Source organism: Kovacikia sp. CALU 1929, assembly GCF_056784235.1.
The window spans coordinates 88,165-103,468 of record NZ_JBXBCF010000061.1 but is presented as its reverse complement, the minus strand read 5'-3'; the positions used below and the strand labels follow the sequence as shown (position 1 = coordinate 103,468).

Annotated in this window: 14 protein-coding genes; all 14 read left to right on the top strand. The window is 48.6% G+C overall.

Translation table 11 applies throughout. The features are described from left to right. The first annotated feature begins 220 nt into the window (after positions 1-220). On the top strand, positions 221-697 hold the full coding sequence (gene apcD / locus AC1S52_RS09980) for an allophycocyanin subunit alpha-B (RefSeq protein ID WP_482028844.1): 477 nt from the start codon (positions 221-223) through the stop codon (positions 695-697). Between the two features lie 171 nt (positions 698-868). Next, positions 869-1,354, top strand: a complete 486-nt coding sequence (locus AC1S52_RS09975; RefSeq protein WP_482028843.1) for a globin family protein — start codon at positions 869-871, stop codon at positions 1,352-1,354. 12 nt (positions 1,355-1,366) lie between these two features. Beyond that, positions 1,367-1,537: a hypothetical protein gene (locus tag AC1S52_RS09970; RefSeq protein ID WP_482028842.1), complete on the top strand. Its 171-nt coding sequence runs from the start codon at positions 1,367-1,369 to the stop codon at positions 1,535-1,537. A 187-nt stretch (positions 1,538-1,724) separates the two neighbouring features. Then, positions 1,725-2,204: an allophycocyanin subunit alpha-B gene (gene apcD, locus AC1S52_RS09965; RefSeq protein WP_482028841.1), complete on the top strand. Its 480-nt coding sequence runs from the start codon at positions 1,725-1,727 to the stop codon at positions 2,202-2,204. Between the two features lie 351 nt (positions 2,205-2,555). Further along, positions 2,556-4,904, top strand: a complete 2,349-nt coding sequence (locus tag AC1S52_RS09960; RefSeq protein ID WP_482028840.1) for a phycobilisome rod-core linker polypeptide — start codon at positions 2,556-2,558, stop codon at positions 4,902-4,904. A 32-nt stretch (positions 4,905-4,936) separates the two neighbouring features. Continuing rightward, positions 4,937-5,149 carry a hypothetical protein gene (locus AC1S52_RS09955; RefSeq protein WP_482028839.1) on the top strand — a complete coding sequence of 71 codons (213 nt, stop codon included), beginning with the start codon at positions 4,937-4,939 and terminating at the stop codon, positions 5,147-5,149. Further along, positions 5,146-5,667, top strand: coding sequence for an allophycocyanin subunit alpha-B (gene apcD, locus AC1S52_RS09950; RefSeq protein WP_482028838.1), 522 nt, complete (start codon positions 5,146-5,148; stop codon positions 5,665-5,667). Before AC1S52_RS09955 ends, apcD (AC1S52_RS09950) begins: the two co-directional genes overlap by 4 nt. A 242-nt stretch (positions 5,668-5,909) precedes the next feature. Further along, positions 5,910-6,971 (top strand): photosystem II D2 protein (photosystem q(a) protein), encoded by a 1,062-nt coding sequence (gene psbD / locus AC1S52_RS09945; protein ID WP_482028837.1) that lies wholly within the window; start codon positions 5,910-5,912, stop codon positions 6,969-6,971. A gap of 270 nt (positions 6,972-7,241) precedes the next feature. Then, positions 7,242-8,660, top strand: a complete 1,419-nt coding sequence (psbC, locus tag AC1S52_RS09940; RefSeq protein WP_482028836.1) for a photosystem II reaction center protein CP43 — start codon at positions 7,242-7,244, stop codon at positions 8,658-8,660. Between the two features lie 166 nt (positions 8,661-8,826). Further along, complete coding sequence (locus tag AC1S52_RS09935) at positions 8,827-9,186, top strand: hypothetical protein (RefSeq protein ID WP_482028835.1); 360 nt, start codon at positions 8,827-8,829, stop codon at positions 9,184-9,186. A 169-nt stretch (positions 9,187-9,355) separates the two neighbouring features. Continuing rightward, a complete protein-coding gene (gene psbB, locus AC1S52_RS09930; protein ID WP_482028834.1) occupies positions 9,356-11,020 on the top strand; it encodes a photosystem II chlorophyll-binding protein CP47 in 1,665 nt (554 codons plus the stop codon). 155 nt (positions 11,021-11,175) lie between these two features. Continuing rightward, positions 11,176-11,547, top strand: coding sequence for a photosystem II reaction center phosphoprotein PsbH (gene psbH / locus AC1S52_RS09925; RefSeq protein ID WP_482028833.1), 372 nt, complete (start codon positions 11,176-11,178; stop codon positions 11,545-11,547). Between the two features lie 606 nt (positions 11,548-12,153). Further along, a complete protein-coding gene (locus AC1S52_RS09920; RefSeq protein WP_482028832.1) occupies positions 12,154-13,605 on the top strand; it encodes a sensor histidine kinase in 1,452 nt (483 codons plus the stop codon). Continuing rightward, entirely contained in the window at positions 13,602-15,278 is a 1,677-nt protein-coding gene (locus tag AC1S52_RS09915; protein WP_482028831.1) for a hybrid sensor histidine kinase/response regulator, read from the top strand. Before AC1S52_RS09920 ends, AC1S52_RS09915 begins: the two co-directional genes overlap by 4 nt. Positions 15,279-15,304: the final 26 nt, after the last annotated feature.

The following is a 15,304-nucleotide window of genomic DNA, read 5'->3' as shown; positions in this document are numbered from 1 at the left end:
TGCGATCGCTTCAACTGCTTTGCCCCCCTGGTGCGTTGTCAAATTAAATTTGACGGTTAGCGAACTCCTGGGAAGTTAATGAGGGTTAAATTTTGAGGATCTGCGACCCATCAAAATTTTCCTGACGGAACACTAGGCGGCAAACACCAATGGAGTGAGAGCTAACAACTTTCCATCTTAAGTTTTCAATGTTCAACCTTCCCCATTCAAGGAGAAATCAATGAGTCTTGTTACAGAACTAGTCCTCAGTGCTGACAGTGAATCCCGCTACCCCGCTCCTAAGGAACTGCGCATTTTCCAGGACTTTGTGAAAACAGGTGACCAGCGGATTCGCATTGCCGGAATACTGGCAGAAAACGAACAACGAATTATCCAAAATGGCTTTGCTAAGTTTTGGGAACGGGTTCCTGTAACACCTAGCAACAGCGGCAATCCTCGCAAAACGGCTTCCTGTCAGCGAGATGTGGGCTGGTACATTCGCCTGATTGCTTATTCGATTTTGGCAGGCAGTGAACAACCCCTGGTTGAGATTGGCACCGTTGGCATCAAGGAAATGTACAACTCTTTGGAAATTCCGCTTAAAAATATTGTGGAATGTATGCGTTGTGTCAAAGAAGAGACGCTCTCTTTGATGAGTCCTGAAGATGCCACTGAAGTTGCCCCCTACTTTGATCTGATTATTCGATCGCTGTCTTAAACGAGGTATTGCTGAAAGACAGGTTGATTTGCAACCCACTTGCAAGTATTCAACCCACTACTTTTCACTCCAGAAATGAGCAATATCCAAGGTTTTGCACTCTACAGTTTTCGTCTCTACTCTCTTTCTTTTCCTACTGTTCTATTAACTTGATTCATGGGAGATATCAACATGCAAGATGCGATTACATCACTGATTAATTCCTCAGATGTTCAGGGTCGTTATCTCGACAATGCAGGTGTTGAGAAATTGCGGGCTTACTTTCAAAGTGGGGAATTGCGATCGCGGGCAGCCACCACTATCAGCGCCAACTCCTCCTCCATTGTCACCCAGGCAGTTGCCAAATCTTTGATGTATACCGACATCACCGCTCCTGGTGGCAATATGTATACCTGCCGTCGTTATGCTGCCTGCATTCGAGACCTGGACTACTTTTTGCGTTATGCAACCTACGCCATGCTGGCAGGCGATTCTTCTATTTTGGATGAGCGCATCTTGAATGGCTTGAGAGAAACCTATAACTCATTGGGTGTTCCCATCGGTGGAACTATTCGAGCTGTTCAAGCCATGAAAGATGTGACTGCCGATCTGGTCGGTGCTGATGCTGGGAAGGAAATGGGTGTCTACTTTGACTATATCTGCTCTGGATTAAGCTAGGACTCTTGCTAGATGGAGTGGATTGGCAGCGGAGCCATCGCGGATGGACTGAAGGAAGGAAGGGTGTCTGTCCTCCACCCATTCATCATCTCAGTTAGTGTTGCTGATTCCAGTGATGGATTTAGGGGTAAACGAATTGAAACTTTGTTCCAGGTCATCCTGCTATTTAGCAACACGCCTTAGTTCGCGATGAAATCCGCTGCTGATTTCCTCACCAACTGCTGAAATTTGAAATCGTTGAATCTGTAGGTTACTGGCGTTCCAGGTCATCCTGCTATTTAGCAACACGCCTTAGTTCGCGATGAAATCCGCTGCTGATTTCCTCACCAACTGCTGAAATTTGAAATCGTTGAATCTGTAGGTTACTGGCATGAGTATTGTTACACGATCAATTGCGATCGCAGATCGGGAAGTTCGCTATTTGAACCCAGGAGAACTTCACGCGATCAGCGAATATTTTGAACAGGGGCGCGATCGCTTGCGGATTGCCACAATTCTGGTCGCCAACGAACGCTACATCGTTGAACATGGGAGCCAGCGCTTTTGGCAACGCTGCCCGGTAACACCTAGCAACAGCGGCAATTCCACCTACCGGGCATCCTGTCAGCGGGATCAGTCCTGGTATGTGCGCCTCGTTTCCTATGCGGTGATTGTGGGTGATGTTGCCCCCATCGAAAAAATTGGGGTAAAAGGCGGCAAAGAAATGTATAACTCACTCGGCGTGCCCATCAGAAATGTTGTTGAATGCATGTCTTGTGTTAAGGAAGTGGCACTGGAACTGTTGAGTCTGGAAGATGCCGCAGTCGTTGCCCCTTACTTTGACTGCATCATTCAGGGACTCACCCCTTAGGCAATTTCTCAAAAACAGTATACCCATCACCGTAGGATGAGCAAAGGGTTTCGCCCGTGCCCATCGCAAGAAGCGGGCATTGCTGATTTTGGGTATGAATTAGAAGTTGTATGAATTGAAACTTCGTTCCAATTCGTACTGCTATTCAGCACCACCCAAGAAGCGTCGCAGATGGTCACGCTTGGCTTTGCCCATCCTGCGTTGGTATTTTATTTCGCCGAAATCGTCTTAGTAGAGTCTGGCGTAAGTCAAACCCCATCTCAATCACAGTCAGTGAATGGGTAGATGAGTGGATGCGTACAGAAGAATCTGTTATTCAAACCTGTTTTTTTAGGGAGCAATTGAAGTCTCATGAGTCCTCATGCAAGCGGCGGCAGTCCTGCCATATTCCCCCAGCAATACCGCACCTTACCAATCGCAGTCATTTCACAAGCCGAACAACAAGATCGTTGTTTTAAGCAAAGTGAATTGCAGGAATTGACCACCTTTTTCCGCTCTGGTGCAAAGCGGCTAGAGGTGGCAGCCATTCTCACAGAATATGCCAATGACATCGTCGCGGCAGCCGCCAATCGGATCTTTTATGGTGGTTCACCGATGGCATATCTGGAAGCACCGCCAAACCGTGAAAATCTGCCGGGATACAACCTGCCCCTGCGAGAAAGAAATGCACCGCCGAAAGAAAGACTGAAAATTGAGACCCCCAGTTATGGGAATCCGCTGCGGGGCATTTCGGAATTCATGCAGACCCAGTTCGGCGGCGATCGCGATCCCCTCCCAGGTGGCTTCCGACTGATCCATGTGAAACGCTATGGACCTCGCCGCATGAAGAACTCGATGCGAGACCTTGCCTGGTTTTTGCGATATGTCACCTATGCCATTGTGGCGGGGGATGCCAGCATATTGACAGTAAACGTGCGGGGGCTACGCGGGGTCATTCCTGAAGATGTGACCGAGGCAACCGTTGTTGCCATGCGAGAAATGCGCTGGCGATCGCTGGGCTATTTCAAGCAGGATGCTGAAGCGACTGATCTGATCCGAGAATACTTCGATGTCATGATCACCGATTATCTTGCTGAAAAACCTTCAAATAGATTGCGACAAGGGATTTCCACCGATCAACAGGGTTTAGAACTCCCTGCAAATTATGCCCTGTCAGGGATTCCACGCCATCGGTTTGTGATGAAGCCCCACCTGACAGAAACAGCGAAACAGGAAGTCATTAAAGCAGCCTATAGGCAGGTATTTGAGCGGGATATCACCCGTGAATATGGCGTTAGCCTGACGGATCTGGAATCAAAGTTCCGGAGCCTGGAAATTTCAACCAAAGAGTTCATTCGCCGGATGGGTAAGTCCCGTCTCTACCGGAAAGAATTTTATGAACCCTTTGTCATCAGTCGGTTTATTGAACTAGCGGTGCGTCACTTCCTCGGTCGTGGTGTGAGTTCTCCAGAGGAATTTCAACAGTATTTTGAGATTGTTTCGCAGCGGGGATGGGCTACGCTGGTTGACACGCTCGTAGATTCCCAGGAATATGCCGATTACTTTGGAGAAGAAACCGTCCCCTATTTACGAGGCTACGGCGTAGAGGCACAGGAATGCCGTAACTGGGGTCCGCAACTGAATCTTTTCCGGTTTTCTGCCCCTGCCCACAAAACACCTCAGTTTATTACCCAATTTGGGGATTACCAGAAACCACTGCCCAATCAGCACTCCTATGGAGTTGGCAATGATCCCCTGGAAATCCGATTTGGCGCGATCTTCCCACAGCCAGCCTGGAAAGGGAATAACCATCCCGCTTCGTTCAACAAAGATCATCGCCGCATTTTGATTAGTTGCGAAACGGGCAATGGTCATGGAAACCACACCGTCAACTGGGGACTGGTTCCAGGCAACCCGAATCGTCAACCCCTGAAGCTAAATCAGGTGACTCATTTGAATGGTAATTCTGGTAAACCCTCCCAGCAGGGACCCAGTATCAATCTGGCAAAAAACTCACCCGATGCCATTATCAACGGGGCATATCAGCAATTATTTGGACGGGAAGTTTACCCGGAGCAGCGGCTAACTCCAGCCGAACTGAAGCTAAAAAGCAATGAAATTACGGTGAGAGAATTTATCCGCCAGGTGGCAAAGTCGCGTCCATTCCGTCGGGTGTCCTGGGATTCGCTCTATGTCACAAAGGCGATCGAATACATCCATCGTCGCTTGCTGGGTCGCCCAACCTATGGACGACAGGAAATAGGACGTTACTACGATATCTGTGCCCGCAAAGGCTTCTATGCCCTGATTGATGAACTGGTGGATAGTCCCGAATACACTGCTGCCTTTGGAGAGGATACAGTTCCCTACGAGCGGTTTGTCACCCCCAGGGGATATGAGTTGCGATCTCGCAGTAGCACGGGAAACTTGCGTCTGCATCATGAACGCCTGGGCAGCACCATGCCAGGACCACGGGTAGCCGAAAACTTTAGTGGTTGGATTAAGGCGGCGTTGGAAGGTGGTGATGCTGCTCATCAACGCGCCCAACGGAGAACTACCCCGGCAGAGCAAAAACCACTCAGTCTGGAAGTACTGGATGCCGTTCAGCAACTTCAGTTTGATTCAGATACAGAGCCTGAAGCAACAGAAACACCCAATTCTCAAAAAGCAGAAGTGGCATCTGTGCAACAGCCACAAACGTCTCCCAGCGGGCAAAGCTAACCAATGTGTTAATTTCAGGAGTTTGCAACCCTATGGCAAAACTTGATCGAGCTGATTCAGTGTTTATCAAACACTTTTATCGAAAGTCCCTGGCAAATCCGCTGGAACACTCTTTTATTCAAGGAGTTACCGCCATGCTAAATCCTCGCATTTGGAGACGGTGGATTCGCCGGATCACCCATTTCCCAGAACTCCACATTGGTTGGTTTGGAGGTGTCCGCATTGTCTCAGGAGGAAAGCGATGAGTCTTGTTGAACAAGTCATTTTGAATGCGGATGAGGAGTTGCGTTATCCGACGCCGGGTGAAATCCAAATGCTCCAGAGCTTTTGTAAAACGGGCGATCGCCGTATTCGGATCGCTCAAAACCTGGCAGACCATGAAAAGGAACTGGTGGAAAAGGGCTGTGTCAAGTTCTGGAAACGCTGCCCCGTGACTCCCAGCCGGAGTGGAAATCCTCGTAAGACCGCCTCCTGCCAGCGAGATCAGGGCTGGTATATCCGTCTCATTGCTTACTGTGTTTTAGCCGGTAATGAGAAACCCCTGCTAGACATCGGCACGCTTGGCATGAAGGAAATGTATACCTCCCTCGGAATTCCCCTGGCAAATTGGGTTGAAGCCGTGCGCTGCCTGAAAGACGAAGCGATCGCACTCCTGGGCGAAGAAGATGCGGTTGAGGTCATTCCCTATTTCGACCACATTATTCAAACCCTTGCTACACCCGGTGCTCCTTACTTCGTCCACAACGGCAAGTTGGAGTACTGAGGGAGGGGAGGAGAAAGGCTGAAAGTTGAAGGATGAAAGCTGAAGGATGAAGGATGAAAGCTAACTACGGGAAGCTAAGATCCCCGGTGTCTCGCTGACTCTAATCGAATTAATTGACTAGCCTGCCCAGACACCGGGGATCTGGGGTTGTCGCACTTCACATTAGCAACAACCAACAACCAACAACTAACAAACAACCAACTAACAAACAACTATCCACTCAATCACAGGAGGAAATTTCAATGACCATTGCCATTCAACGCCCCCCAACCTGGGTGGATTGGTTGAATACTCTGGACGACTGGCTGAAGCGCGATCGCTTCGTGTTCATTGGTTGGTCCGGTTTACTGCTCTTTCCCTGCGCTTATCTGGCGTTTGGAAGTTGGTTTACAGGCACCACCTTTGTCACTTCCTGGTACACCCATGGACTCGCCAGCTCCTATCTGGAAGGCTGTAACTTCCTCACTGCCGCCGTTTCCACTCCGGCAGATAGCCTGGGGCATTCCCTCTTAACCCTATGGGGACCGGAAGCCCAGGGTGACTTTACCCGCTGGTGTCAGATCGGTGGACTGTGGACCTTCACCGCATTACATGGTGCTCTTGGATTAATGGGGTTTGCCCTGCGCCAAATCGAAATTGCTCGCCTGGTAGGTCTACGCCCCTATAATGCGCTTGCTTTTTCGGCACCGATCGCAACCTTTGTTGCTACCTTTCTCATCTATCCCTTAGGGCAATCTAGCTGGTTTTTTGGACCCAGTTTTGGAGTGGCTGGCATCTTTCGATTTATTTTGTTTGTTCAGGGCTTTCACAACTTCACCCTCAACCCATTTCACATGATGGGGGTGGCAGGGGTGTTGGGAGGCGCGTTACTCTGTGCCATTCATGGCGCGACTGTACAAAACACCCTCTACGAAGATAGCCGCAGCTATAACACCTTTGGCGGATTTAGCCCGACCCAGGGAGAAGAAACCTACTCCTTTGTGACGGCAAACCGTTTCTGGTCACAGATTTTTGGGATTGCCTTTTCTAACAAGCGCTGGCTGCACTTTTTCATGTTGTTTGTCCCGGTCACTGGCTTATGGATGAGTGCGATCGGCATGATTGGGCTGGCATTTAACCTGCGGGCTTATGACTTTATATCGCAAGAAATTCGGGCAGCCGAAGACCCAGAGTTTGAAACCTTTTACACCAAAAACGTTTTACTGAATGAAGGTCTGCGGATCTGGATGGCAGAAGAAGACCAGCCCCATGAGCGTTTTGTCTTTCCTGACGAGGTTCTACCGCGAGGTAATGCGGCGGGATAAAGCGTTACTGGAAAGCAGGATGAATTGAAACCAAGTCTCAACCATCCTGCCACCTTTTCATCGCTAAAATCAGCCGTACCTTGCGGAATAACGTGCGGGATAAAGTTGCTCTAACAGTGATGGGTTATGGGTTGCGAGTTTTCGATTGCGATTCAATTCCAACTCACAGCTCAAAGTCCATAACCTGTCCTTCCTAAAATTCTAGCGGACATTTCAACCTTCTAGAGATCCCTCTCAACCCCTCTTAACAAAGGAAACCTTTGACAAGCTATGACAACACTTTTTGACCGGGCAGTCGTCAAAACTGAAAAGACTGCTAAGGGGCTTAAAATTACCACTGCCAGAGAAGGACGGGATGAAGCATCCACAGGCTATGCGTGGTGGGCAGGCAATGCCCGTTTCATCAATCTATCTGGTCGTTTCCTGGGTGCCCATGTTGCCCACGCTGGGCTGATTGCCTTCTGGGCAGGCGCTATGCTGTTGTATGAAGTGGCGCACTATGTGCCTGAAAAACCCATCTATGAACAGGGCGCAATTTTGATGCCCCACGTTGCCACCTTAGGGTTTGGGGTCGGGCATGGGGGCGAAGTTATTGATATTACGCCCTTTTTTGCGATCGCAGTGCTCCATTTAATTGGCTCTGCTGTTTTAGGCTTTGGGGGTATTTATCACGCGATTCGTGGACCCGAAAAGCTGTCTGGCTTCTTCGACTTTGACTGGGATGATAGGGATAAAATCACAACCATTTTGGGAACTAACCTGATTTTCCTGGGCATTGGAGCCTGGTTGCTGGTTGCTAAAGCCATGTTTTGGGGAGGCTTATATGACACCTGGGCACCGGGTGGTGGAGATGTACGCCTCATTGCCCATCCCACACTGAATCCACTCCGGATCTTTGGCTACCTGTTTCGTTCGCCCTACGGCGAGGCTGGATGGATTATTGGTGTTAATAACCTGGAAGACATCATTGGCGGACACATCTGGATGGGCACCATCCTGATTGCAGGCGGTATCTGGCACATTCTAACCAAACCCTGGAAATGGACCCACGGTGTGTTTACCTGGTCAGGAGAGGCGTACCTTGCCCAAAGTCTGGGTAATATTTGTGGTCAGGCATTCATTGCAACCTTCTTCATCTGGTTTAATAACACCGCTTACCCCAGTGAATTTTATGGACCCACGATCTCGGAAGCCTCGCAATCTCAAGCACTGGTGTTTCTAGTGCGCGACCAAAACCTGGGGGCGAATGTGGCATCGGCACAGGGACCGACTGGGTTGGGGAAATATTTGCAGCGATCGCCCACTGGCGAAATTATCTTTGGTGGTGAAACGATGCGCTTTTGGGATTGCCGCGCCCCCTGGTTGGAGCCTTTGCGGGGTTCCAACGGGCTTGACCTCGACAAACTGAGAAATGACGTGCAGCCCTGGCAATTGCGTACAGCCGCGCAGTACATGACCCATGCCCCCGTTGGCTCGATAAATTCAGTGGGCGGTTTGGCGACCGAAATTAACTCCTTCAACTTTGTCGGTCCCCGTGCCTGGCTTGCTGCCTTTCACTTTATTGTGGCATTTCTCTTCCTGGTTGGTCACCTCTGGCATGCAGGGCGTGCTCGGGCGGCAGAAGCTGGCTTCGTTCGAGGTATTAACCGCGAAGATGAACCGGTTCTGTCTATGCCTGATTTAGATTAACCCTCGACAGCGGTTTGCCGATGAATGATGAATGGGGGATCAACATTCATCATTCATCTTTCCCTCTCCCACCAATCATTGCCTTACCCCTGAGTGATGCTGAATTAAGGTTGGTGGGCAGTGCCCACTTCTCGCTATCCTATTCTCCATTTCTACTCCCTGCGATATGTCTTACCTGATGGTTTTGCAAACCAATTCCAATCAGTCATTGGTTGTTACTTTTTGCTTCTTCTTTGCCTGGGTTCTGATTCTGCTGATCTTCTGGAGTACGTGGACAGTGATCAAAGACACGGTAGATCAAGCTGCACAGTTACATCAAATTCCCTGTGCTAAATGCCAGTTCTTTACACGCAACTATTCCCTCAAATGTACGGTTCATCCGTCCAAGGCAATGTCTGAAGCCGCGATCGGTTGTCCCGATTTTGAAGCGGTAACGAATCCATACACCGCATCCTCATTGGATACTACTCAAACGCCGCATTGGAGACAGAAGAGTAGCAGAAGTAAAACGATGCGAAGGGTGTAAGAGGGGAGGCTATGAGCAGAATTCAGAAGCTAGAAGCCAAGAGTGGTCTGACTCCTGAATTCTGACTCCTGAATTCTGACTTGGAGATAGTTTTCAGCTTTAAGTTGATCGCCCTCTGAATCAAGTTTTCTTTTATTAATCACTTGTTTAGAAAAAGGAGCATTAGTCAATGGGACTCCCTTGGTATCGAGTTCACACCTCAGTTCTGAACGATCCAGGACGGTTAATTGCGGTGCATTTAATGCACAACGCGCTTTGTGCTGGTTTTGCCGGTTCTATGCTTTTGTTTGAACTGGCTTTGTTTGATCCAAGTGACCCTGTGTTAAACCCCATGTGGCGACAGGGCTGTTTTTTAATGCCCTTTGTGGCTCGTTTAGGAGTAACCAATTCCTGGCAGGGATGGAGCATTACGGGCGAAACTGTCTCAGATCCAGGATTTTGGACATTTGAAACGGTTGCGATCGCCCACATTCTTTTTTCCGGGTTGCAATTTCTAGCATCCGTTTGGCACTGGAAATACTGGGATCTGGCAACCTTTTTTGACTCCAAATCAGGTGAACCCGTTTTAGACCTGCCCAAGATTTTTGGGATTCACCTGTTATTGGCAGGGTTGGTCTGTTTTGGTTTTGGTGCCTTTCATCTCACCGGTATTTTTGGTCCGGGTATGTGGGTTTCTGACCCCTATGGCTTGACCGGACACATGCAGCCCGTTGCCCCAGAATGGGGTCCCGCCGGGTTTAATCCCTACAATCCGGGCGGGGTTGTGGCACACCACATAGCGGCGGGTATTGTCGGCATCATTGGGGGTTTATTCCATATCAACGTGCGCCCATCAGAAAAGGTGTACCGTGGTTTACGCATGGGGAATATTGAAACGGTTCTTGCCAGTGCCCTGGCGACCTTCTTCTTTGCTGGTTTTATTGCCAGCGGCACAATGTGGTATGGCACCGCTACCACCCCGATCGAACTGTGGGGACCCACCCGCTACCAGTGGGACTCCAACTACTTTGGCAAGGAAATTGAACGGCGCGTGCAAACCAGTCTGGCGGAGGGTAAAAGTTTACCGGCAGCCTGGTCAGCGATCCCAGAGAAATTAGCTTTCTACAACTATGTCGGTAACAGTCCGGCAAAGGGTGGCTTGTTCCGGTACGGTCGCATGGTTGATGGAGATGGTGTTGCCCAGGCATGGTTGGGGCATCCAATTTTCAAGGATCGGGAAGGACGGGATCTGACCGTGCGCCGGATGCCTAATTTCTTTGAAAACTTTCCAGTGGTTTTAACTGATAAAGAGGGGGTTGTCCGCGCTGATATTCCCTTTTTCAAATCAGAGGCAAAATATAGCGTTGAGCAAACGGGAGTCACCGTTAGTTTCTTTGGGGGGCAACTGGGTGGTCAAACCTTCAGCGATCCGACCAAGGTGAAGAAGTATGCCCGTCAGGCTCAACTGGGAGAACCTTTTGATTTCGATAGCACCATCCATAATTCGGATGGGGTCTTCCGTACTAGTAACCGGGGGTGGTTTGCCTTCTTCCATTGTTGCTTTGCTCTGGTCTGGTTCTTCGGGCATCTCTGGCATGGCTCTCGTGCTCTATTCCGCGATGTCTTTGCGGGCATTGACCCTGAACTCGATATTGAGCAGGTGGAGTGGGGTATCTTCCAGAAGGTGGGAGATAGAACCACCCGGTTGAGACCAGCCCTGCAATCTGCCGCGCCCGCTCCAGAACCAACCCTTCCTTTGCTGCCACCTGATCGGGGGGGGGTAAAGCCACTCCCGGAGGTGGTTCAGGCTATCGCTAAAGAACAGTCAGCATCGCAAGAAAGTGTGGAAGCTTGAGATTGACCCGATCTGAAACCTGTTAGCCAGGGTTCCCGGTGTCTTTTGAGATTAATTCAACCAACGGAACAATTCTCCTGGACACCGGGGATCTGGAGGTTCTCATCCATCGTGTGGTTTGCCTTTTCTTGTTAGCAAATGATTCGGAGCCATTTATGCAGATTCAAAATTTTCAGCCTAAGAAAATTGCACCGATCCAATACATTCTCAAAAAGTTAAACTCTGATGCTGGTATGGTGGTTCCCGGTTGGGGTACTACGCCATTGATGGCAGTCTTAATCGTGCTGTTTTTCCTGTTCCTACTAATCATTTTGCAACTCTTCAATGCCTCAATTTTGCTTGAAGGAATTGATGTTGATTGGTCCGGCTTAAACAGCGCGATCGCCTCTGCCGATACTCCACCCTCTATCAGTAACCAGTTCACCCCCACCGCCATTGGAGTGTTTCTAGGATTACTCGTACTTGCATTCGGTTGTATTACTTTCATTGTTTACGGAGCGGTAACTTACCCCACAGACCAACCGTAGTACAACTGTAAAGCTGCTTTAATCATTTTCAGTCTTGATGAGTGCTCCTATATGCCCCCTTCCAGTTTTGGAAGGGGGTTTGCTTTCATATTAAGATTACGTCAGAGCACTAGTGTTCCGTCAGGAAAATTTTGACGGGTCGATGACCCGCAAAATTTAACCCCAATCAATAACCTGGATTTTGGTTACCCATCAATCATTGATTGACTGACCACTAGTAGACTGCGGCGTAAGTTCGACACTCCTTGTTCGGTGGTGCTGAATAGCAGGATGAATGGGAACGAAGTTTCAATTCGTACAACTCCCAATTCATACCCAGAATCAGCTACCCCCCTTGTTCAGATAGTACAGACTACTGAATGCGGAGTGTGGAGTAGGGAAGGGTACCCAGGTTTCTGCGTGTGAGTACTGGCAGAATGATAAAGCTTTTCCCTAAAGTAAAATCCTCGTTGGGTAAACAGGGCTTGTAGGATATCATAAGGTTATTCTTTTGGTGTTATTAGTTTCTATTTGTACCTTAAAAGCAGGGGCAGCTTTTTGCCTATTGACTCAATTGTTCTGCTTTGCTGAATCCTGATTCTCTAACACCTACTCCTACTTCCCTCTATGCTAGAGGCTTTAAACCAATTACTTAATTCTGGCGGCTTTATTCCCCACGGGCACTGCTACCTCTGGAAGCCAGAACTGGTATGGCTGCATGCCATATCGGATGCGCTGATTGCGATCGCCTACTACTCCATTCCGCTCACCTTGCTTTACTTCGTCCGTGAACGGAAAGACCTGCCCTTTGACTGGATTTTCTTGCTGTTTAGCGCCTTCATCATCGCCTGTGGCACTAACCACCTGATGGATGTTTTGACCCTCTGGCATCCGGTTTACTGGCTATCGGGTGGGCTGAAAGTGGTGACGGCTTCTGTTTCACTTTACACCGCTGCCGCACTGGTGCCCCTGGTACCCAAAGCTTTGTCCCTCCCTTCTCCAGTCCAACTAGAAACTGCCAACCAGGAGCTAGAGCGTGAGATTAGTGAACGCAAACAAATTGAAAAGACGTTACGAGAAAGTGAAACCCGCTACCGGGCAGTGGTGGAAGACCAGACCGAAATGATTTGTCGGTTTCTGCCCAATGGTACGCTGACCTTTGTAAATCAGGCTTACTGCCGTTACTTTGGACGCACCCAGGAAGAACTAATCGGACACAGCTATGCTCCTGTTATCCTTCCAGAGGATTTGAAACAGGTTAACAATCAACTGAACACGCTCAGTGCCGAAAATCCAGTCATGACAATTGCAAATCGTATCATTCATCCGGGTGGCGAAATCCGCACCAATGAATGGATTAATCGAGCGATTTTTGATCCAGAAGGACATTTGATTGAAGTTCAAGCAGTGGGGCGCGATATTACTGAGCTTCAGCAAACGCAACAACTGCAAGCAGCGGTAAAAGAAAAGGAGGTGCTGCTGAAAGAAATTCACCATCGGGTGAAAAATAACCTGCAAATTATTTACAGCTTGTTTCGGTTACAGGGTAAGAATATTAATGATCCCCAGGCAGCAGAAATCATGCTGGACTGCCAGAATCGAGTCAAGTCGATCGCCCTCATCCATGAAAAGCTGTACCGTTCTGAAGACCTATCAGAAATTGATTTGAAGCATTATATTCCCAATCTAGTCGCCAGCCTGTTTAGTTCCTACAGAACCAATACAAATACCATCAAGCTTCTGACCCAAATAGATGACGTTTGCCTTGATATGGATAGGGCGGTTCCCTGTGGATTAATTATCAATGAACTCATTTCTAATTCCCTGAAATATGCTTTTCCTGAAGATAAAGAAGGGGAAATTCGACTGGAACTTTGCTCAGGGGAAGATAACCAAATTACACTGATGATTAGCGACAACGGAATTGGTATGCCTGACGTTCCTAATTCCACAAAAAAAGAAAAGTTGGGACTAAGTTTGGTTCGAGATTTAGTCAATCAACTTAAAGGAACGCTTGAAATAAATGGTCAGGAGGGAACCTTATTTAAAGTTATGTTTCCCCGGAGCAAACCTCGATGACTGAAACAATGGTGCAGCTATCCCAGCCCCGAAATACTCAAATCTTGGTTGTTGAAGATGAAGTGGTGATTGCCAGAGACATTGAGGATTGTCTGGAAAATCTGGGATATGATGTTGCAGCCATTGTGCCCTCCGGGGAAGAGGCGATCGCAAAAGCATCCGAATTACATCCTAATTTGGTGTTGATGGATATTCGGTTACAAGGTGAAATGGATGGGGTGCAGGCGGCTGAACAAATCTGGACAACGCTTCAAATTCCAATTATTTATGTCACCGGATTTTCAGATAAAAACACGTTAGAACGGGCAAAAATTACCCGTCCCTTTGGCTACATTCTCAAACCTGTTGAAGAACGGGAACTCTATGTTGCGATCGAAACGGCTTTACACCAGTACCAGGCAAGTCAGGAAGTTAAGAACCGCGAGCAATGGCTATCTACTATCCTGCGGGCAATTGGGGATGGTGTCATTGTGGTCAATCAGCAGGGACAGATTAAGTTTCTCAATCTGGTGGCGGCAGAATTAACTGGCTGGACGCAGGCAGAAGCTCTGGATAAAAATCTTTCTGAAGTCTTTCACCTGATCCATGAACAGACGCGCACTCCCATCGAGAATCCGGCGATCGCTGCCATCCAGAGCGGCAAAATGCTTTACCTGGCAGAACACATTTTGTTGCTTTCTAAAGACGGCACGGCTGTTCCCATCATTGACAGTACCGCGCCGATTCGAGATAACCATGGAGAAATTACCGGAGCTGTATTAGTCTTTCGTGATATTACCCAACGGCGATTGGCAGAAGAGCGTGATCTTGCCTTGCAGCGAGCCAGACAGCTAGAACAGCAAATGCTAGAACTCCAACGGTTAGACCAGCTCAGAGAAGACTTTTTAAGCACCGTTTCCCATGAGCTACGCACCCCTCTGGCAAACATGAAAATGTCCATCCAGATGCTAGAAATTTTTCTGGATCAACAGGGTGTTTTGTCCGCTGAAGAGAAACCAGAAACCAGTCGCATCACCCGATACCTTGAAATTCTTCGCAACCAGTGCGGTCAAGAGTTAAACCTGGTTAATAACTTGCTTAACCTGCAACATCTCAATACCAATACCTATGCTTTGGTGCCCGTTAATATTCCGCTGCACAATTGGATTCCAGTCTTAGCCGAAGGCTTTTTAGAGCGTGTTCAAAGTCATCAACAAGAGTTAGTTGTTGATGTACCTCCCGATCTACCAACTTTACTTTCTGATGAGCCTAGCCTATTTCGGATTGTCTCTGAGTTGCTAAACAATGCCTGCAAATACACTCCTGAGAATGAACAAATTCTAGTGTCTGCAAGATTTGTTGAGGCAAATAGGGAAGAAGATAGGACACGTAACCCCGTCGATACAGCCCCTCCCGAATCTACAGCCCAACCTCCTGCCTCAAAAATTGTCATTACCATTACGAACACAGGTGCCGAAATTCCGTCACCAGAACTTCCCCGCATCTTTGAAGAGTTCTATCGCGTTCCAAATGCGGATGTGCGGAAACAGGGCGGGACTGGACTTGGGTTAGCACTCGTAAAAAAGCTAGTTCGCTATCTCGGTGGAACCATTCAAGTTGAAAGCAACTCAGGTGAGGTGCGCTTCATCCTTGAATTGCCACTTACTTTACCGGAGCAGGTAGTTAATGGGTGATGGCAGAAGGCAGAAGGCAGACGAGC